The 22,760-nt window shown below is 43.8% G+C and carries 12 protein-coding genes; all 12 read right to left on the bottom strand.

The window, feature by feature from the left end:
* Window position 1 precedes the first annotated feature (1 nt).
* The 12 genes from FAZ15_RS06445 to FAZ15_RS06500 all read right to left on the bottom strand — a co-directional run bounded on the left by FAZ15_RS06445 (window position 2) and on the right by FAZ15_RS06500 (window position 22,567).
* Window positions 2-1,435, bottom strand: coding sequence for a sialate O-acetylesterase (locus FAZ15_RS06445; RefSeq protein ID WP_136900489.1), 1,434 nt, complete (start codon window positions 1,433-1,435; stop codon window positions 2-4).
* Window positions 1,436-3,265 carry an exo-alpha-sialidase gene (locus tag FAZ15_RS06450; RefSeq protein ID WP_136900490.1) on the bottom strand — a complete coding sequence of 610 codons (1,830 nt, stop codon included), beginning with the start codon at window positions 3,263-3,265 and terminating at the stop codon, window positions 1,436-1,438. It abuts the gene before it with no gap.
* 39 nt (window positions 3,266-3,304) lie between these two features.
* A complete protein-coding gene (locus FAZ15_RS06455; protein WP_238387172.1) occupies window positions 3,305-4,144 on the bottom strand; it encodes a glycoside hydrolase family 43 protein in 840 nt (279 codons plus the stop codon).
* 86 nt (window positions 4,145-4,230) lie between these two features.
* On the bottom strand, window positions 4,231-5,637 hold the full coding sequence (locus tag FAZ15_RS06460) for a glycoside hydrolase family 140 protein (protein WP_136900492.1): 1,407 nt from the start codon (window positions 5,635-5,637) through the stop codon (window positions 4,231-4,233).
* 38 nt (window positions 5,638-5,675) lie between these two features.
* Entirely contained in the window at window positions 5,676-8,801 is a 3,126-nt protein-coding gene (locus tag FAZ15_RS06465) for a DUF6298 domain-containing protein (protein ID WP_136900493.1), read from the bottom strand.
* A gap of 472 nt (window positions 8,802-9,273) precedes the next feature.
* Window positions 9,274-10,911 carry a polysaccharide lyase gene (locus FAZ15_RS06470; RefSeq protein ID WP_238387173.1) on the bottom strand — a complete coding sequence of 546 codons (1,638 nt, stop codon included), beginning with the start codon at window positions 10,909-10,911 and terminating at the stop codon, window positions 9,274-9,276.
* A gap of 149 nt (window positions 10,912-11,060) precedes the next feature.
* Window positions 11,061-13,583, bottom strand: coding sequence for a T9SS C-terminal target domain-containing protein (locus FAZ15_RS06475; protein ID WP_136900494.1), 2,523 nt, complete (start codon window positions 13,581-13,583; stop codon window positions 11,061-11,063).
* A 267-nt stretch (window positions 13,584-13,850) separates the two neighbouring features.
* Window positions 13,851-14,810, bottom strand: a complete 960-nt coding sequence (locus FAZ15_RS06480) for a hypothetical protein (RefSeq protein WP_136900495.1) — start codon at window positions 14,808-14,810, stop codon at window positions 13,851-13,853.
* Window positions 14,811-14,843: 33 nt separating this feature from the next.
* Window positions 14,844-16,712 carry a RagB/SusD family nutrient uptake outer membrane protein gene (locus FAZ15_RS06485; RefSeq protein ID WP_136900496.1) on the bottom strand — a complete coding sequence of 623 codons (1,869 nt, stop codon included), beginning with the start codon at window positions 16,710-16,712 and terminating at the stop codon, window positions 14,844-14,846.
* 12 nt (window positions 16,713-16,724) lie between these two features.
* Window positions 16,725-19,937 (bottom strand): SusC/RagA family TonB-linked outer membrane protein, encoded by a 3,213-nt coding sequence (locus tag FAZ15_RS06490; RefSeq protein ID WP_136900497.1) that lies wholly within the window; start codon window positions 19,935-19,937, stop codon window positions 16,725-16,727.
* A 128-nt stretch (window positions 19,938-20,065) separates the two neighbouring features.
* Window positions 20,066-21,691, bottom strand: a complete 1,626-nt coding sequence (locus FAZ15_RS06495; protein ID WP_136900498.1) for a DUF4957 domain-containing protein — start codon at window positions 21,689-21,691, stop codon at window positions 20,066-20,068.
* Between the two features lie 216 nt (window positions 21,692-21,907).
* Window positions 21,908-22,567, bottom strand: coding sequence for a DUF3826 domain-containing protein (locus tag FAZ15_RS06500; RefSeq protein WP_136900499.1), 660 nt, complete (start codon window positions 22,565-22,567; stop codon window positions 21,908-21,910).
* Window positions 22,568-22,760 lie beyond the last annotated feature (193 nt).

Genomic DNA, 22,760 nt, shown 5'->3' on the forward strand with positions numbered 1-22,760 from the left:
GCTATTTCAGTTTTAAATTTTTATTGGGATTGTTTGTTCTAAAGGGTGCCGCCGGCAATCCGGTGCCGTTCACGAGATTAGGCTGTGCTGCCTCATCCCACGCGAAACGCACCTGCTGAATCTGCGGCACGTTAGCGCTTTCCAATACAATCGTTGCGTTCCGAATAACCGCATCGGCAGGATAATACTTATCATCTATCCCCGCTACTTCAAATCCAGTTAATGGCTTTCCATCTACTGCCTGTAAGCCATCGCCAGCACCGCTAAAATGAACCAAAGCTTTCTTGCCTTGGTATGTCACCTTCCGGAATTCAGGGCCGTCTGCGGGTATGTCTTTTTTGTAGGCGTACTTTAATGCTTTCAGCGCATGCCGACGTCCTATTTCCCATTTATAGTTGGGATGTATATCGTGTACATTATCGGCCAGATCAGTCGTAATGATACGGGCGGTATAAGGAATCTGTAAAATCAGGTCCTGTGCCTCCCGAAATTCAGGGAGTACTGTTCTTGCCATCCTAACCTCTCCCTTCTCGTCTAACGAATAGTGAAATGGTGCAAGTTGCGTAAAATAGAACGGCATTTTCGGATTATGCCACGCATCTCTCCATTCCGTAATCAACGCGTTCAGCTTATAGGCATACTCCACCGTCTCTTTCAAAAAAACATTCGTTTCTCCCTGATACCACACAAAGCCCTTAATCGTGTAAGGTGCGAGCGGTTCGATCATGGAATGGTAAAATTTACCCGGGTCTCCGTCCACTTTTTTATCTTTAAAATAAGGAGAAGCCTGCAGCGCCGATTCCGACAGCCAAGGTTCAATGCGGCTACCGCTCACCGCCGAAGAGATAATCCCGACCGGTACTCCGAGTTCTTCCTGAAGTTTTTTACCAAAGAAATAAGCGGGTGCGGAAAATTGACGTAAAGCCGAATCCTGCGCTACACTCCATCCCTCATAGCGGCCATCTGGTTTCGCTAGGAACTTTCTGCGAACTAAAAAAATCCTTATCTGTGCATTGTTAGCTTCCGCGACAGCATGTTGAGGAAACTCCCCTTTCAACGGCGCTTTTTCCTTGGCGATCTTACGCATGGGATACTCCATATTGGATTGTCCAGAACACAGCCAAACTTCCCCCACCAACACATCGTTCAATCGAATTTCATTTTTTCCACGAATCCTCAGCGTCTGTCCTACAGAGTTTGCCTTCATGGCTTTCAGCTCTATTTTCCAGTAACCATCCGCGTTTGCACGAGTAGATTTGCGTTGCCCATCGAATTCCACCACGACATCTTCACCTACGTCTGCGGAACCAAAAACCGAAACGGGTTGATCCCGTTGCAACACCATATGATGCGCAAACACATTTGGCAATACAATATCAGCTTTCGCTGATACGCAAAAAATAGCCAAATATAGGAATATGACGACTCGTCTCATTTAATTTATCTTTTCTGCCTTAAAGGAAAGAATCTTATATACTGCCTCGGTAACCGCCGTACCTGGACTCTTAACATCAAATTCCTGATCGGTCGGTGTATCGGCATCTGGATAACGTCTCACATCCCCTGTGCGGAAGGACACACGACTGATCTCGCTTACGGGTTGGAAGAATAAGCGTGTACCCTTCTCTTCGCCATTGATAGACATCTGGAAAGAACGTGTAGCGACATCTGCAGTTAATGTGACCACATATTGCTGCCCTGCTTGATACATCTGAACGCCAGCATTTCTGTAGCCCGCCTTGTTTTTAATCGATCCATCCGCATCGAAGATCAAACGTGCCGCAGCTAACCCTTTGTTGTCTAAAAGCTCGATCTGAAGATTCCCGGTATCGGCCTGCTCTGCTGTTATGACAAATTCAACTTTAATTTTTTTGGAAGCTGGAACCACACGCTCCGCCTTCGCGTAGTCGTATGGATCTTTGTCGCGTAAGACCAGGGCATTGCCTTCTATCTTGGCGCTTGCCCATAACGGGCTATAAATATTCCATTTATTATAGGCTTCACTACCTCCGCTTGAGAAGTCGTCTGTTACATTTTCCTGCACAGTCGACGCAAGAGGCACAGGCACTTTCGCTACCCACATATCTTCTTTATTCATGCTGTACGTCAACCACATATTGTTATCCGGTACAACTCCATTTCCTTCCAGAATACCCCGAACATACTGTGGACCGTATGATTTGTAATTGCCTCCATAACGCATTGTACTGATCTCACCATTCAACAGCATGAGATCCGTATAATTCAGTCCATCGCTGCTTGTCGATACTGCTAAAGGCCAACGGAACTCTGAAGGATTATAAACCGTAGCAAAGCGGCCATCTGATGTACGCTGTCCCCAGATTTTTGCGTTACTGTTGACAAAGCCCGGAGCACGGAGTGGTGTAAACGCCCAACTTCTGCCTCCATCTTTACTCACGGAAGTCAACGCATGTTTCCAAAGGCCAATTACATCGCCGTTGTTTAGGTGATAGTACGCAAACGCTTTAATAGGCCGACTGTACGGCACCAAAGGATCATTACGATCAGCCTCCTCTACCCACTGCTGCATCATTAAAGGTTGCTGCATCAATTCCTTGCAGGCTTGTACAAATGCCTTATCTTTACTCGTTGTATAAAAAGGATATTTAGCTAATTTTTGATTGAACGAAGAATTGAAACGGATAAAGTAGATCGGTCCAAAAGAACCATCAGCATTGATTTCCCGGACGACACGACCTATGCCATTTCCATCGTTGGGATCATCTTTGGCATCGAGTGCGACGCCATAATAACCGATGCTAAGCAATTTGCCATTTTTAGACGTGTAAAAGCCCATCCGTTGATGCATGATCGCATAAAGATCTTTACCAGCCTTATCGGTGCGCCCCGGTTTCGTAAAACCTTCCGGGACCAAATAGGGCGGAAATAGTTCTACGGGAGCGGTCCAGCTATAGCCATCTTTTGACGTTTGCAGCAAGCTTTTTCCATCCGCGATGTGTTCCCCAATAGGATTACTCAAAAACTGCAGGTAATACGTATTGTTCCAATACGCCAGAAACGGCTGGTGATTATAGGTAAAACCGTGACCACCCGCAAGTTCCGGAAACTCCCTATTTGCACGGAATACTTGAATATTATGCGTACCCACGGCAGGAGTTAGTTGGCCGTGATGATAATCCACGTTTGAAAGCGTCTTGCCCACATAACGTACCGTATCTTGCGCAAATGCTTGCTGCACCAATCCCAAAACAGCTATCCCTAATATTGTTGACTTTATCTTCATTCTTTTATTGCTTATTTGCGAATCAGCTTATCTGCGTCTTTATCTACTTAATAACTTTTTCAAATCCTTCCGTGATGCTTTAAATATCGTTCCGTGCTTGTGTCCTTCAGGTACAGAAATTCTGTCATTTGCCTTTTCAAAAGTTTTAAAATCTTTCGTGGACACAGCCTCGTAACTTTTACTGCCATACGAGTCGAAATAAATCAACCACTCGTCCTTGATCTTGATCACAGAAGGGCCTTCCGTCAGGTAATCCGAATAGGGTGCAGAAACATCGGTATACGGTCCCAGTGGATTATCTGCAAAAGCAACTTTCAAATTTCGGTTGGGGCGTGTATTATCTTTCAATACCAGTACATAATCATCTTTGTCCTTTTTCACAATGACTGCATCAATAATGCTGAAGCCCGGATCAGCAAATAACTTCGTGGGCGAAAACGTTTCAAAGTCCGTCGTCGTCGTGTAGTACATACGCTGATTGTTATCCTCCGGTTCTATTCCACGTGGAAACCGGCCGGGAATGGTAGAAGCCCAAATGATAATGAACCGATCCACATCCTCATCGTAAAACAGTTCTGGCGCCCATACATTTACCGTAGTCGGTTCGTGCTCCATAACCGGAAGAATCTTTTTGTTCTCCCAATGGATTAGATCCCTAGATTGCGCATAACCTATTCCTTTATCTCCTTTCCAGGCGATTGTCCATACCAGATGGTATACCCCCTGTTTATCGCGCACCATCGACGGGTCCCGCATTATTTTTTGAGAACCCAGTTCAGGTTTCAAATAAATGCCGTCAATCGCGTTCCACTTGTAGCCATCCGTACTGTACAAATACCGTAAACCCTCATCGGCGGGTTCATGAAAAGATGTAAACATGTACACATCCTTTTGGCAAGACGCCAAAAGGATGATTATACTAAAAAAAAGAATGTTGCGGATCAGGCCCATCTAAATCCTCCTATTTAATTTTTACTTTCTAAAACCAACACCCAGTCATTGCCATCCTTCTTACCGCCTTCAGGTTGAAAAACCTGAACACCTTTATTTTCGACGTCGCCAATGGCCGTTTTCTCCCCATTACGTGGGTTAAACCAGGATGCTTTCACGTTATCACCCTTTATCTTACCCATATTTATCTTCATCTCCCGACCATTGTAGTTGTAAATAAAGGCATAGGAATCTGTACGGGTAGCCAATAAGCGATCATACTTTTCACCGTTTTCCGCTACGATAGACTGATCCGGTATACGATTGAAATAATCGTCTTGGGAAAGCAGAAGCTCTTTGAGGTATTTCATTTGCCCTGCCCCAGGTGCATGTATGGCCTCCGACCATAATTCCGTCGAACCGTAAGCAGTCGTGGTATCTGTTTTGGAATGCATTTGCATCACGGAGTTTTGACCGTATGTATAACCAAATGCCCCGGCAAACACCGACCAATAGCCGTATCGGCGTACATCTGCGTCATTCCAGCGCGGCTGTTCGATATCATGCAGACCATGTGGTATGCCTTCGTACGATGGTTCGCCATCAATCGTCGGTTTGATCGGTTTTAAGTTCCAATCCACTTCCATGAACTTCCAGTTGTCTTCGCCGTAATGCTTCTGTTCGTTTGCAGACGTATCTTGGTCGTACCTTCTGTGACCAGACTGTACCATGTTAAAATCTAACCAAGGCTCGTTGTGAAACCAGTCTGAAGAGGCTGTACGTCCACGCGGGTGGTACGTGATCAAATTATTGGTATCAATCGCGTTGATCGTCTTACCGATCTCCTGCCATACCTCGAGTGAATCCGTCGCTTTGATGTCGCCACCATTTAACCATACAATATTTTGCTTATCCTTCCAACGTTCCGCAAGAAAAGTAGCATACACCTTTGCTTGTTCCGGAGAGACCTTTCCATCTTTTACAGGAGAGCCCCAGACCGGCACCAATGCCATATAAATTCCTTTTTCAGCCGCTTTATCAATCATAAAATCGACATGGTCCCAATAGTCGTATTCGTCTGCATTATCCGGGTTATTACCTTCCGTAACCAGTGGACGGGCGATGTCGCTATTGATCATTGCCGAATCACCATATACATTGACAGCAGGCACGGTATGTAGTACCATGGCTTGAATCACATTAAATCCCTTTTGCTTTCTATCTTCCAGGTACGTCTCTGCTTCCTCACGGTTCAGCTTACCAAACAATAACCAGCCGGTATCGCCCAACCAGAAGAAGGGTTTGCCGTCTGCTGAAGTCAGGTAGCGTCCGTTTTCAGAAACCTTCAAAGTTGATATTCCTGTTGATTCTTGTTCCGACTCGCAAGAGAACAATGCGCCTGCCAATAGAAAAGGGAGTAATTTATGCCCAAATGCCTTCATACGTGTTGTGTTATATTCTTAATTTCTTATTCTGCTTATTATCTTTTACTGATCCAAATGACCAAATCCGATGTGTTAAATTTTTTGGATAACGGCTGTTTGTCCACATTAATCCGCTCCGATCCCAATAGTTTTCCCGTTTTAGGATCCACATAATGTACGGCATAAACCCCTTTCAGCTCAGGGAAGAGCGTCTTCAATTGGTCCACCTTGGGTTGAAAGACGATAGCGCCTTCCTTTCCTTTTAAAATCCAATGATCTTCGATGGACTCCGCTTTCATCGTCGCCGCTGCCCGATAGAATTCCCCGTCACCAACTAGAGGTAGATTGGCCATCGATCCTCCTGCCATAAAAATGGCCCAAGCCATTTCTGGATAGTTGGGGCCATGGTAGGTCACCGCTTTATCCGGATACGCCTTGCGATACTCAGATACTGCCCGGTATACCTGTTTTGCGGAAGTTTTCTTCCCAAAACCATGCTGTCTCGGTGCGAGGTTCTTGCCGCCTTCTGGGGCGTGCGTCGAACCATCTTCCTGATAGTGCCAATAGCGGATATCGATCACATCAACGGCGGCAGCACGCTTCGGGTCGGCCAATATCGCATCCTGCACATCCTTTGGTGTGCTGAGTGCAATGATGGGGCTTTTTCCCGTTTCTACTTTCCACTCGTTAATCACGTCAATCCAAAATGCTGTGAAATGTAGCGGACCTGTATATTCTGCGCTGATCAGTTGAATAACACTACTATTATCTTTGAAATTGTCCAAACATTGACGGATGTAGGCGCGATGTAAAGCACGGCGTGCCGGATGCTCCACATCATAAAACTGCTCGGCCATAAATATGCGTTTATCGCCGGCGTAGGGTACCGGTTCAGGAAAACCTACTTCATTGATATTATTAGCCGTACGCCAAGGAAAGTCGGTATAATGTGCTCCGGCCTCCAAGATATTATGTTGAAAATAATTTTGATGAAGCAATATGAGTCCATTTTGGTCCGCCAGATCAGCAAATTCCTTTAGACGATTCCAGTAGAATTTGTTGTATTTGGTCAAATTGTATTTGGACAGGCCGTCGTACGCCAATCCCATTCCTGTACGCGCAAAAGGGAGTTCGTAAAACGGAGGCCATACTTCGCCATTTATCCGACGAACGCGTTCGTGATCATCTCTACGACGATCATACCACAGACCGTAATTGTGATCTATACTTAACACCTGGTTGGCTTTCATCGTTGCCGCCACTTCTTCCAGATCGTCGGTAAGACCAAGACCTGTTTCACCAGGTACAAAGCGGGTAATATGCGGTTTTGCTTTTTCTATACTGTGTGGCTTGGCCGTACTGCTCCACCATTGAATATCTGTCTTTTTACCGACCAGCACCTGTTGATTACGTTGCAACCAACCATTTGCCACGGTCATGGATCCCTGCGCTGTATGCGTAACGGGCTCTTTATAACCCACTTGATCTATCGTGCGCAGGCCCGAGGTAGAAATTTGCAAAGATTGACGGGTTTTAGCTTCACGGATAAAATCAATCAATTGTGGATTAAGTTGGTAAGCTTGTTTTGTGAGTTCCATAGCCACACTGATAGACGGTCTACTAGAGGCTTCTGTCAATATTGGTAGAAGGATAGTTCTCTCTACAGCAGTTTGACCAATTCTATCTTTGAGCTGTGCATAATACAAACTTTTAGGTTTAACATGTTCGTTGGACTGTTCCCAGTGTCCATCACCCTGAAATTGTGCCCATACGCCAAAGGCCCAATTTTGCGCAGTTGGCGGCTGATAACATTCTACCAGAGCAGCAGAAATCTGCCAGAAAACCGAATTAGCGGCAGCCCATCCGGCACCTTGACCATCTTGTCCTCTATTTTTATAACTTAACGCTTGCCCGTCGATATCGATCACATCGAACAAAACCCCCGATGCCCAGCTGTCTATTGCACCGCTAAAACTATACGGCTCAACGGCCTGACATTGCACAAAAGCATTCGGTCCTGCAGCTGCATAGCCTACTGCAAAGTCGTGGTACCCTTTTTCGGAATATAAGCGCTGAAATAAACATTGTTGACCTTTTGTGTAGAAGGTGTACCGCCTTTGTCCACCAATTTCTGACACTGGATCCAGCGAAATACAATCCTCCACGGTCACTTGCTTTGCCGTAGCTAACACATAGACCGCGGAACCTGCAAAATGCTTAAACTGCATTTGGCGCACCCAACTGTTGGCTGCATTTTCAATGGTTACGGCCATCCAACGGTGATCTTCATCCATTGCATTCGAGCCGTTGTAGGCCGACTTTAGTGTCATATTTTCTACACCTACATGTTCAATCCTTCCGTTCCAGATATATTTTTCGACTGTTGCACCGCCGTATTGTTGATCCAACGCTGTGGTAATAGGCACATCCAGCTCGATGGTATTGCCATTTACGGCCACCACATTTCTATCCCATGATATCTCGATTCGTCCAGGTTTCCAGCCCAACGAAGTGATTCCACCCCCAAAATGGTCTGTACCCAGTATATTAATCCATTCTTGTGTAAATGGCCTCTTGACCATTACTTTGTCACCCACTTTGAATTGGGCGGCATGATCAACAGCCATCTTCCGTGCATTTACCGGCACATAAGCAGATGTTACATTTGCCTTCGCTTCGATCTTTTGATCTACGCTCCCGGCGATACGGATTAACGTCTCTCGACTTTCACCGGTACCCAACAACACTGTACCCTCGTTATCAAAGCCTGCACCTCGCAACACCACACCTGAGCTGTGTAATTTAAGCGATCCGGCTAACTGATATTCACCGGCCTCCAATAAAACTGTACCGCGGAATCCGTTTTTGTCTAACGGCAGGCCCGAAACATAGTCAATAGCCGCTTGTATCCGCGTAGTTGCATCGCCACTTTTTTGCGGAACGGCAATTTTCACCGGTACGTCTGGTATGGCGACATTGCCGCTTTGGTAACCCGCATAGGAGAAATCAGGAATCTGGTTACCCAGGGAATCTAGGACATACTGTAACTTACCGTCCGAAGACACGCTAACTGGACTCACCTTTTTTTGCGCAAATCCTACAATAGCAGAACAGCACAGAAGCACGGAGAGCGCAAAACGCGCCGCCACACAAGCCAACATATATATATACCGTTTTTTCAATGTAATTTCTCTGATTAATCTGGTTTAAAGCTTCACATTATCAATTTCTTAGCACAAACAAACTTAGATAAAATGCGCTGCATTCACGAAATGCCTGATAGAAAAACACACCACTCGTAATTTTCCTTTCCATTGATCTCACCTCTGCCTCTGAGGCCTTGTTTAGAGCGGAATATACAGTTTCATTTCGCATAAGACATGTTGTTAATTGCTTCTCCCTCAAATACAAACTTACTTTAAAAAGTAGAATTGTCTTTATAGCATTTTCTCTAGCTATTATAGTATTTTACCAAGGGTGCTTGATACCATTAAACTGAAGCGCAAAGATGGCGGGAGCATCAAAAAAGGCCGCAGAATGCGACCTTTTCGAAATAAACCAACTAATAATCAACCCTAGCCGTGTGGGAGACACACGTACATTAGGGTCTAACCGACTTAACGGGAACCACCCCGTTTAGAAACTCTTAACTTTCTATTTACTAGCTAAGCTATTTAAATAGATCTCAATATTTGCATACCCCGATTCGGTAATTTTAGCTGAATCCGATGCATCATTTGGATTTAAGCCCATACGTTTTTCTACATCATCGGGGATACCATCGTTGTCGCTATCTTTATAGGCTTTTCCTTTATATTCCGGATACCCCCCCACTTGTGAGATATCTGTTATAATACCGATTTTATACGAATCTTTTGCTAATCTTCTGTGTTCAAAATCTTTTTCTGGCAATGTGACGTTTTGTAACGGAGTCGGTTTACCGTCACGCACTTCTTTCACGATACGTGTATCTACAGGATCTCTTTTGGGTAAAGTTGCACCCGCGTTCTCCAATACATAGCCATAGGCATCCTGAGCGGAAATTATTTTCATATCTGCCATGGGTAGTGGCTTGGCTACTTTCATTGCAGCAAAGTACGGGGTAGCTTCCTCAAAACTCATTTCATTGCCCGCTTTGTTTTCAAGTTGTACTCCACCATTCCAATTGTCTGCAGTTACTTTTTCATTTCCGTCGATTATATTACCTGCTACATAAGCACGACCAAATACGACATACGGTAATTTACTTCTTCCTGACTCAGGTTTCAAGATGCGATAGCTAATTGGCTTTCCAGTCGGTGTTGCCGGTCCTGGTTTAAAGTAATTGTTGATGATATTGTATTGTGCAGTATAATCTCCGCCGTCAATTGCGCGGTGCACCCAGTTATAGATTACATTATTCGAAAAATTGAAAATGCCGTTCCAACCTATGGACGGATTTCTGGCGGCGTTGTTTGCCCATAAATTGCGCATAAAAGTACAATTCTCACCGCCCAGCGTACTGCCAAATGCATGGTTATATGTATCTAAAGCCTCCGAAAATATAGAGTTTTGTATCGTGATATTGACAGTCCCCAGCTTCACTTCTTGCTTCCCGGTGCTATCATTATACATATGGCGGTACATAGACATGTTTTCATCTAATCCCCAACTTGCAGAAACATGATCAATCATAATATTTCCCACGGGGTTACCACCTATGGCATCATCCCGTCTACCTACAAATGTTTCCCCTCTTCTAAATCGCATGTGACGGATAAGAACGTCATGGGTATCTATCCATACGGATTCACCCGCTACGCAAACACCATCGCCGGGAGCAGATTGTCCTGCAATGGTAATGTAAGGTGCACGTATGATAAGGGGTGTTTTCAAACGAATAATTCCGGCGACATTGAATACGATAATTCGTGGGCCTCCTTTTTCACAGGCTTCTCGTAGTGTACCCGGTCCATTATCATCCAGGCTGGTTACGACATATACCTTGCCTCCACGTCCGCCAAACGTAAATTTACCTCCACCCTCTGCTCCGGGGAATGCAGCAATTTCCGCCTGCGGAAGATCTGTTGGTCGTCCCGCCCACGGAATATACGGTTTGCCTTGCTTGGCATATTCTTCGATAACCGGTAAAGCCTTTATCCAAGCTTCATCCGACTGCTGTTTGGCCCTTGTCATCAACTCGTCAGATGCTTTCTTTACATCCGCCGGAATTTTTGGATATTGCGCCTGTGCTTCGTACTGTGCGAATAAACCACAAATCATCAGCATTAATGGAAATATTGTTCTCCTCATCTTTGTATCACTTACTATATAAATCAAAATTATTGTTTGTGCTTTTTGTAGTCTCACTAATTTATAATTGCAACTCAAATTAACGTACTTTTAGCACGTTAATCGTAGCTGTGGTTATCAATTTATTCTACGATATTAGCATCCCTTTTCTACTTCGCGAGAATATGTACTTGCCTAGTCATCCGATGCCCTTCGCTATCTGTCACCGTAAATTCAAATGAACACAAACCTTCCTTGCTAGGCTTAAACGTAACCATATTATCGTGTACGGTAGCCGTGCCGTTTACAGTTTTAGCCACGGTATAAACTGCCTTTGCTTCGAAACCACGCGAAAGTTCTTTCACATCAATTATTACATCGTTGCCGTTTACCGCGTTATAATGTGGTTGTGCCATCCATTGCAGGTAATGATCTAGATTGGTAAAACCGTCTCTGTCCACATCGGCATTGGCATCGGAAAAATCACCCGATGGCGAATGGATGTTAAAACCGTGAATCTTTTCCCACCAATCCGGGAGACCATCGCGGTCGCTATCCCATTTTTCGTCCCGCTCTGTAGTCGGATAATCTTCATAGCCCCCGGAGTCTTTTTCATCATCCGGAAACCCCGGTTTACCGGTCACACTTCCTTTTACCGAAAATGTACCGGCCAATGTTTCCTCGACCATACGCTGATCATGGGTATCAAAGTAAGGTTGCGTCGCACCTACATCAGACAATACCATTTTGTAGGCGTGCTTGGCAGATTGCGTGGTAACGGGCGCATCAAAGAATTGTTCATCTACAAACGTTTCGTATGTTTTGGTGGCGCCATTACTGTAGGTTGCTTTTCTTCCTCTATCCTGTGACTGTTCATCAAATACTCCCGGCACCACATTACCGGCAAAATAAACCCGCTGTGTTCCAAGCCCTATGTTTTCATGCTGCTGATTATAGACCTCCGGCAGCCTCGTCGTACCTGCCCCTGGTTTATAATAGTTATTTACGAAGTTTACCTCATGTGCTCCGCCGTCGGTGGCTCTACTACCCCAGTTGTATACCACATTATTACGGATATCCAATAAGCCCGTCATATAGTTATTACCGTCGAGTCCACCCCCTAAACTCCAGTTACGCCCGTAACAATGCGCGAGCAGGTTATGATGAAAGCTCCCTTTACTACCGCTAATAGTCGCAGCGTAACCGTGTTCTTTACCTGCTGGATAGTTTTTATGTCCGGCAGCATTCAGTGCTTCAGATATCAATGTACGCTGTAAGGTTATGTTTTTTGCACCGCGCGAGCTGAATGATTCGTCTATTGTCCAGCTAATCGAACAATGGTCCATAATGGAATAGTTTCCGTTCATGCCCATACCATCCGCTGTAGGACCAGCACCTAAGCGCAATCGTATAAACCTCACTACCGCATCGCTCGCCCCGATACCAAATGGAGCCGAACGGATAAGGATGCCTTTACCCGGAGCCGTCTGCCCGGCAACCGTCACGTAGCGGTCGCTTAGCACTAACCTTGACTTCAGTTCGATAACCCCACCGACGTTAAATACAATGGTACGCGGACCGATGTCGTTGGTAACCGCCTCTCTCAAACTTCCGGGGCCGCTATCATTGAGGTTGTCGACATATACTACCTGGCCTCCGCGGCCTCCACGGGCCCAGCGGCCAAAGCCTTCTGCTCCTTCAAAAGCCAGCTGTGCCGTTCTAAATCGCCACACCTCACCTTTATGCATCTCGTCTTTGCTAACCACCTCATCTATCCGCCAGTAGTAGGTATCCATACTGTAGAGATTGTTGATTGCATAGGTCGTGTCGGCCTTAGGTTGGTTTCCTTTAAACAAGGGCGAATTCCGGTCAGCCGATGCTACTGCCAGGGAATCCTTGCCAAAATAAATATCATGCGATTGCGCGCCTTTGGCAGATTCCCACCTCAGTGTATGTCCGCCCCCAATAGGTACATCCACATGTTCGTTCCCATTTACCGGTTCGATGGCTCTGGCTAAATCGGCGACATCCGCTGCATTCAGGTAAAAGCCGTTAATGATCACATTTTTTATCGATTGTGCGCCAGATTCTACTGCCCGGAAGGATACTACCACATCTTCATTCTCCTTTACATCCAATACCAGTCTTGCGGAAGCGATGTCCTCGATCCGTTCCAAGCGAACCGTTGGAAGTAGCCCCGATACCTTTTGAACATTATTCACATAGATATCAATGGGACAGGCCTCTTCTGCTTCTAGGTTATCGGTCATATTATGAAAAGTCTGTAAGCTGTGCTGTCCTTTTGGTAATCCCTTAATAATAAGATCTATTACCGCACCTTCGGCGAAATCGCCGCCTCCTACCATAACGCCATCGTTTGTAAATCTCGCATCAAATAATCCTTTCTGCACAGAGGCTTTATAATAGGTTGGACTAAGCGGTCCCCCTCGTTTTCCCTTTTTCACGCTAAAGGTCGGTCCGTTTACGGTGACTTCATCAGCGAGCGGCTTGCTGACCGTCCAGTGGACATGGCTTGAATTACCATGGTCGTACTCCACCTCTTGAGGGGAGCGGCCATTCATATTGAAATCTACTTTTACATGAGGTTTTGCATCTTGTCCTTGTACAAATTTTATTAGACAGGTCAGCATTAGAATGCCGAAACCACTATAAAAAATACTTTTTATCTTCATTTCTTTAATCCTCAAAATAAATTTCATATGCCAACTAAACTATATCTACTCTAAACCAAAATTCAATAAAAGAGTTGATCGATGTGCAATAGCTAGTCGCTAGATCTATAACTGCGGTTAAGGTAGACAGAATGTATATGCTAATATTGTCTACTATTAGCAAGTTATTGTACGATGTTAAACATCTTCCCAGCAGAAGATACTGAAAAAACAAATCCGCATCTGTCGGAAGACAGGTGCGGATTATACCTTAGAACTTAGCTATGTTTAATTCTGTACCTTAGTACTGATTGCTAAATATGGACGTCTATCAAAATCAGCTGAAGTCTGATTAACTAGCAGGGCCCCATATTTTCCTTCAGGAGTTAAAAAATAAACCATGCAACCTGGACCTAAAGCAGAATCCCAATTTGTTACATTAGTATGCGTTAAATTAATTGTCCGTTTTTTTGCTTCCTGCTCGATCATGCTTGAAGACGCCAATACATCGTTAAAGGTACTCAAACTACCTGTTATAGGTGCACTGAACAAGGTTTCCCTCTTTTCCCAACTACTAATATCATATTCTGGTAAAGGATTTACTGGAGTACTAATAGAATACAAATTGAAGGCAGCTCTATTGAGGTGGGCAGGTCTAGTATCCGACAAGACATAAATCCCGAAATCTATATCGGCCGAATTGGCTTGTCCTTCTGCGTAATTAAATGACCTTCCTTTACCTAGAGAATAAAAGGTATTTACATCGCCTCCTCCCCAAGGGGCATATACTGTCCTGCTAGCTAAATGTGTATAACTGGCCGTACCTTCTACGGTGACGGTTTTATATCCATCACCAATATAGATGTTTTTATCGTCCAGTGCCCATATTCGAAATGTAGTTTTACCGTCCCGTGCCATCTTAAACTTGATCTTGCCACTATAGGATCGTCTTTCATGCTCCTTTGTTGCAAACTCCCTTGTAGCAACCTGACCGGCGCCGTTGCCCCGTGTACTATCTACTACGATCTTAATCATATCTTTGTTTGCAGAACTTATCGTAAAACTGATATGTACACTATCTCCATCATTTACCCTTTTGTAGTCTGTTACAGCGTAGGGGCTATCATCGTGAAAAGTTACATTCACATCCTTAAACATAGTAAATATATTTTCAGACTCCACGCTACACGAAGAGAGTGTTGCCAACGTGATGACAGTCAAAAAAGCCAATATTTTATTTCTTTTCATTTTTACTGATTTAATTTTCTTGAATACACATCGTTAATTATCTAAAGGATCAAAAGTTCCACCTTCCCATCCAATCGTCGGATAAATATTCACTCCTCTCCATACGAAATCGTTGTGAAAAGTATAAAAATTATGATACTCCGGAATATTGATCACTCCATACCCATTTGGCTGAGGAAGAACTACGGTAGTGAAGTAAGTTTCGTAAGATTCCTTATTATTAATATCGATGGTCTCCCGCACTCCACTGTTTAAATTCGCGGCCGTAAAAGGGTCGTTCACTATGATCTGTATCGTTTCCAGAGGTTCTCCCGACAGCAAATGCCATCTGCGCGTACGGCGGAGGTCTGAGTTGCGTTTATTTTCAAAGGCAAATTCTATCATCCGTTCGTTTAGAATAAGATCTCGCATCTGGGCTGGACTTCCAATGGTACCCAGTCCATAATCATTACTTCCTGCCTCTATACCCGCACGCTGTCTTATTTCCCTTACCAATCTTTTTGCAGTTGCCATATCTCCGGTCTCATTCGCGCATTCCGCATAGTTCAGCATCACCTCGGCAAAACGCATTTCGATCCAGTCCATTCCGCTTCCCCCGACGCCATTTTGAATTGGGACTGTGGCAGCAGCTAGTCCGGGTGTCGTGAATTTTTTTGTATAAACGGCCCAGTTAGCGCTCTCCGTGACACCGTTATTTATAGCACCCTGATAGTTCCATTGAATTCGATTGTTATTTGAACTAAGTGGGTAAACACTACCGTTGTGGGCGAATGTCGCTGTAAAGCGTGGATCTCTGTCTTTCCAAAACAAGACCTCATCGTATGCATAATTACCCTCTCCAATAGGACTACCATCCTTCATAGGATAAGCCTGTAATAATTTCAGAGTAGCTCGGTAACCTATGAAAGGTGCCCCAGCTTCCGACGTTGGTCGATTCTTTCGTTCTTCGTCATGCCCTCTATTCTGCCTAGAATTTGAATAAGGTCTAGAAATTATTGTTTCCGGATTTGACGCCCCTGGCGCGATTCGGAAAATGTTTCCGTATTCCGGGACCAGGCGATGTCCTTTCGCAATACACAGATCATATGCAGTCTTATTGGCTTCCAGAGCAGTTTGCCATCTAGCCGCATCGTAGGAATGCTTTGGATCGCTTACTGGGTTGAATTGTGGACTAGACCAATACAATAAGGCCTTTGCTTTTAATGATGCAGCAGCTTCTGCAGTAAGACGTCCCCAATGATCACCCGTTGTAACGTAATCTGGGTCACTTAAGTAGTCAACAGCCTTAGTTAGATCGTCAACAATTACTTCAAAGCATTGGCGTGCACTGGCACGACCATTTGCCTCTATATTTGCCGGATCCTGCGGCTCCAGTACAAGTGGTACACCTCCATAAACTTTACACAATTCCAAATAAACCATCGCGCGCATCGTATGGTATTGACCCAAAAAATGTCGTTTCCTTGCTTCGTCTATTGGACTATCGGGAATAAACTTTATGGCATTGTTGCACCGTGCAATATCAAAATAGCGGTTAGATAAGTAATTATTGTTATAAAGATTTCCAACATAACGTACATCGTGATTGGTTAATGCTGCACCAAAAACTCCCATAGCCCTCGCTCCCCAACCGGCATTTGACGCATAATAGCTTTCATCGCTTACTAAGTGAATATCAAAACGATCAGGTACCGTTTGATAAGGCCAGCGTGGAATGATATTGTCGTAAGTTTTATTTAAATGCATATCAATCGATCCCTCCGAATTCCAAACGACCTCTGATCCTAGCCCGTTTCGGTTTTTCAGCAGGAAAAAGTCGTCGTCATTACAGGCGACGAACATGCCTGAGATTAATAGGATACCCAATCCTCTCTTCAAAATTACCTTTATATTCTCTTTCATAACTCTATTCTATTATAAATTAGCAGTAATACCAACAGAAATGGTACGCACTGTTGGATAATCATAAGCATTTCCGGTATATGGATCTTTGTAACTAAATGGGTTGACTAAGGTCCACAGATTATTACCGGTCAACAAAACACGTGCATTTGACATACCTATACGACTGGTTACATTTGTAGGAATTTTATAGGCCAAAGTCATGTTGTTGATACGTATTGTGGTGCCATTTAATGCCCAGAAATCAGCATTTGAATTAATTAAAGGATCATCTGCTCGGGGATAGGTACCTTCCATTGGGTTATCTGGAGTCCATCGATCCTTCCAAAAACTCATTACATTTCGGCCAACTCCTGCTTTCGCTCGTGCGTTACCATCTATAAATACCTTACCTCCAAATCTCGTAAAAACATTGGTATTTAAACTGACGCTTTTGTACGATAAATTAACGGTTAAACCCGATGAAAATGCTGAGTTTGTCCGGTCAAACAATAGCGTTTGATCCAAGGTACTTATTGTACCATCACCGTTTGTATCCTCATACATCAACCATCCCGGCTGTGGCACTGTACCATTGATACGGTAGTTTGGATTTTCAGCAAGAAAAGCATCTACCTGATCCTGCGTACGGAACATGCCCACGACTTTATAACCTATGTTATTATTGTTATATACGTTGGGGTCTACTCCAAATTTGGTTCCCATCCAACTACCGTCGGAAAGGTCTGAGACACGGAAATCACCTGGAGCATAAAGCACCCTAGTTACAATAGAATTACCCCATCCAAAGTTGATGTTTGTACTGATGTTAAAATCGGGTCCAATTTTTGTATTGTAACCAACTGTAAACTCAGATCCCCAATTGTAACTCTCGCGATAATTGATAATGGGAGGAAGAAGTCCCGCATAATGAGGCGTTATTTCATTCCCTCCTCTATCAAAACCATCGAAGACCTTGTTTTGGAAGAACTCCATTCCAATATTTAATTTGTTGTTAAACATCGAGGACTCTATACCAAAGTTAATGGTACGTTTTTTCTCCCATGTGATAAAAGGATTCGGATATTCGGCAGGATTAAGCCCAATCCCGTAATTGTTCTCACCAAACATATATCCATTGTTCAAATCTAAGTTATATCGATCTTGCCATAAACGCTCAGCAACCCTGTCATCTCCCGCTATACCGACATTCGCTTTAAGTTTGAGAAAATTCACAAAAGATACATTTTCCGTAAAAAAATTCTCTTGGCTCACAACCCAGCCGAAACCAATACTGGGAGACAAACCCCAACGATTACCACTAGCAAAATTTGAAGAGGCGTCGAGACGAGAGACAAGTTGTACTAAGTATTTTTTATCAAAATCGTAGCCTACACGACCAAAGAAAGATCTTTTTGTAGTTTCATTGATAGTACGACCACCTATTGGTAAAACGTATCTATTCTGATCAAATGCCCAATAATCATCTGTACCAGGAATAAGTTGATTATCCCAACGTCCAGAAAAAAACTCATTATCACTCACCGTTTGCTCACCTCCGACGACAGCATCCACACTATGCTTACCAAATGTGTTGGCGTAGGACAACGTAATAAATCCTTGATAACTGTTATCGCGGGCTAAACTCGTTGTTAGGCTAGCACTTGTAGCGGCAAGTCCATCTCTCTCATGGTTTTCAGCCGGTTGGGAAGAGTAAAACTGATTATTACTACCAATTGGCTCGAAAGCATATAGCTTATAAGGCGCATTGTATTGTGAACTGGTCGTATTACCCCCGCCCTGGGAAACTTGGAACTTTGCTGTGAATCCTTTTAAAAATTTTGGTTGATATGTTAGGTTCGCGTTAACCCGATAATTTTGCAATTTGTTTCTTTGATACGATCCCGAATTCAAAATGCCCAACGGGTTCCGTGTTCCGGTACGATCTACAAAGACAGGCTTTCCATCTATCGTAAGTGGAATCCAATCCGGTGTGGAAAGCATTGCCCCATAGAAAGCCTGGTCGGTTGCATTCAACCCGTTTTTGCTATCTCGCACCCTATGATCCACGCTGAAATTGATATCGGCCTTTAGACCTTCTAAGATCGTAGCAGTCAATCCACTCCGCATAGTATACTTATCCTGCTTCATACCAGCATAGTTTGCATTCTCGTTTTGGTAGCCGCCTCCTACAAAAAAGGTCACTCGCTCACCACCACCTGAAACACTGACATTGTGGCGTTGCATAACTGCCGGTTGCCACAGTTGATCCAGCCAGCTTTCTGTATTAAGTCCCTTCAAATATTCCAAATCCTGTAACGAAAAGTAGTCACCAGCTGGTGAATTATTCGTCCTAAAGCCTTCGTTAAGAAACACACCCAACTCATATGCGGACAGCAGGTCGGGCTTTGTAGCCATATCGGTAACACCCAAGTAACCATTATATGAAATGCTCGGTTTTCCTTGTTTGCCTCTTTTGGTCGTAACCAAGACTACCCCTTTTGCTCCAGCTGCACCATAAATGGCCGCTGAAGCATCTTTCAAAATTGAGATGTTCTCAACCATAGAGGCATCTAGGTTATCAAACACATCTGCATCCACTGTAATGCCATCAATAATATAGAGTGGTTCTGACGTTGCTCCTCTAGGCGCGTTACTGGATATACTGGATCCACGAACATTCAAGGATATTCGGGCACCAGGTCTACCAGACTCCTGACTTACGCCAACACCTGCAATCCTATTCCTCAAAGCGCCAGCGATATTCGGCGCAGGAATATCCATTAATTCTTCACCACTAATTGTAGCTACAGATCCGACAATCTCTGAACGTCGCTGCGTACCATAACCTGTAACTACAATCTCATCCATTGCATTATCAGAGACCTCCAACTTAATAGTGACATTCTGTTGTCCGGCCATATTTACTTCCGTGACTTTATAGCCTACATAGCTTACAACTATGATAGTATTTCCTTCAGGTAAATTAATGCGAAAAACTCCATTCTGATCTGTTTTTACTCCAGTCTTAGTACCTTTTACAAGCACCGTAGCACCAACCACAGGATTACCATCTTGATCGACAACCTTTCCCGAAACGTTCACTAACTTATTGACGGTCATGGCAAAAGGATTGTTTTTTTCTATCGCAGCGATACCCACTGCCGGCATCGCAATAATGCCTGCTAGAAAAAGCCCTTTAACACGCCGCGGAAAAATTTTTCCTAAACAGGTTCTTTTTTTCATATGTATATTATTTGACTTTTAAAGCCTATATGGAATATTCATGTGTGTCTATATTTTCGGAAACATGAACATTTCATACCTTAAATTACTCTTATTCGTAAAACAATTTATAATTCGCAACCAACTGACTATGGCCTCCACCTTGGATCCCCAACCGTAAACAAAGCTTCCTCGATAATCGTCAGGTCGCTATTGGCAAAGTTGGTTTTATCCGGCGCTGCAAAAACCTGTTCCGAAGACAACGAAGAACGTACAATACCTGCTGCTGGCAACCCCTGAGTCGCCGACGTGCCCCAGGTTGCATCAGAAGTAGCGAAGCTATTCGTTCCGGAAACCGAAGCCGGAGTCCGACTATTAAACGAACGCCCACCTGTCGTAAAACCAAATAGTGTATTGCTGGCGGTAAAGCTACCAATCGTACTACCTGTTCGCGCAATATCAAGAATAAATCTATTACTGTGAGGCGCGCGAAAGAAGGTCGAACTTTCTATCAACATTGAATTCAGATCAGTACGCACTGCAGAATTATATCGTCCAATCCACTCTGCATTAATAAACGTAGAATTTGTTAACTGGACATTGTTTACAGTAGCAGCCTCATGGTCTACGGTCCACACACCATAATTGCCAATATTCAGCACAATAGAGTTATTAATCACGTACTCGTTCACCGATTTCTGTCCTTCAGACTGTAGACGCATCACACCGCGTAGCTCGGACATTCTACAAGCCTCAAATTCAATTTTGTTAACTGCAGCCCCCTTACTGATGTTAAACACATAACTACCACCGATGTTGCCAGTAAAATGCACGTCTTCGAACTTAATTAGCTCCATCGTTCCCTCTACATTAAAGGAAGAAGACATCTCAATACGGGCTTGCGTACCGAAGCCCGGCTCGGATATCAAAGTCACCCCACGATCCAACGTAAAGCTCTCGATGGTATAGGTCATTCCGCGCTTCAGTGCAATGGTACTACCGTCAGGCACTGTATTCAACGTGTTCTGCAAAATCATCGGGTCGCTAGAAGCACGCAAATCAATATAGCCGGCTTGCTCTACAGACGGTTTAGTGGCAAATTCCAGTACACCTAACGATCGACCATCACCCCGTAAGAGCTCAGCCACATAGTTGTTTCCCGCCGATAGCCCTTCAACTAGCTTGGAGATTGCACTTGGATCTTTTACATCGAACTCCTTCTTATTCCCACCTTCAGCAGTTTCCACAATTAAGGAGGTCAACTCCCCGTGCCTCGCCCAGCCGAGGATAACTTCTTCGTCGGTCAGATTCCATACTTTAATCGGTCGAAAAAGATTGATAGGCTGCAGTTGAAAGCTCGGTGTACTCACCCATTCGGAAGCACCTGTGCCGGTACTCGATACCGTGCGCACACGAGCGAAGTAATTTTGCAATGGTGTAATCTCTTCATCGCCAAGGAAAAACCAAGTAGAATCGGTTACAAAATCAAAGGCATTTTTACTCGCATCACTAAAGGAGGGATCCGTAGAGATCTGAACCTCATAGGAGACCGTCACTTGACGCCCCTCTCCTTCCCAGGCTGCCAGTCCTGGATTCCAGGTTAGCCGTAGGGACGTGTCCGCATGCACAATGGTTATGCCGCTCGTCATCTGTGTTAAACTCACCGGCGGATACACTGTTTCTTTATTACAAGCGTTTATAGCTGCAATAAGAGCCCCGAAAAACAAGGTTCGATAAAATAGCCTCAGTGCGTTAATCTTTTGAAATTTCATCATGATTAGGTTATTTAATTAATTTACTACTTATATAGGTTTTAATTTATTATCAGTTCCCTCACAGAAGTGCTTCTATAACAATATAAAAAGACAGCTCCTATTTCGACCTAATAATAAATGGGTTTATAAACATGTTCTATTTACGTTCCGTTGGCTAGAAAAAGAACGTAAGATTATTAAATTGATTCTTGTCAGATATACGCTGTTCCGCTTAACTTATAACGTACTCTTCTTATTCTTTATCCTTTCCTGCCATTTCGCTCCTTCTTCTTTCAGATCGTAGCCCTCCTTGGCCAAATAGTTGTTAATCCGTCCCTTATATTTACCAAACACGGCATGCTTCTCCTTTGATCCCGGTTCTGCCATGGCCAACTCTCTTGCCTCAGTTAGGTTCGACAATACAAATTGCTTTTGCTCAACCGTCAAACTTGGAATCATCTCCTGAAAAGCTATATAGGTCTTAGGCAATACACCATAGGTCATCCCATTTTTCACGCCCTCTACCTGCTCGTTTGTCAACAGCTTGGACAAGTTGGACACATACTTCGCGTTCATTTTTTTCAGCTTCTTCGCTTTCGACTGTTCTAACTTAGCGATTTTTGCTTTTTGAACCTCGCTATCAGACTTGAATTTTTCTTTCAGATCTTGTATTTCTCTTTGCTTTTCTTCATGATGTGTATTCACCTGATCGTATTCATTTACCACGAGCGTACGTACTTTGTAATACTGCGCACTATCTTGAATACCCAATGTCGCCACGATCTTGTCTGCACGGTCTGTAATGACTTTTAAATATTCCTGCCGGCTATCCTGAGCCGATACCTTATTAAATGCAAAGACAAAAAAAATAAAATAAAATGTTTGCAACCCCCTCATCTGTTTATAATTAATTCTTTAACTCATCTATATTTTAACAAAATGCTCTTTCGAATGTAACATAATAATTGATTCGTCTATCAACTTTTCATTACCACTATCTATAATTGATTAATTCAAAGTAACGGATTCTTTACGCAAGAATACTATGCCCGATTATCCATTTATTATACAATATTATCAGATCAAATAA

Source organism: Sphingobacterium olei, from assembly GCF_005048855.1.
Lineage (GTDB): Bacteria > Bacteroidota > Bacteroidia > Sphingobacteriales > Sphingobacteriaceae > Sphingobacterium > Sphingobacterium olei.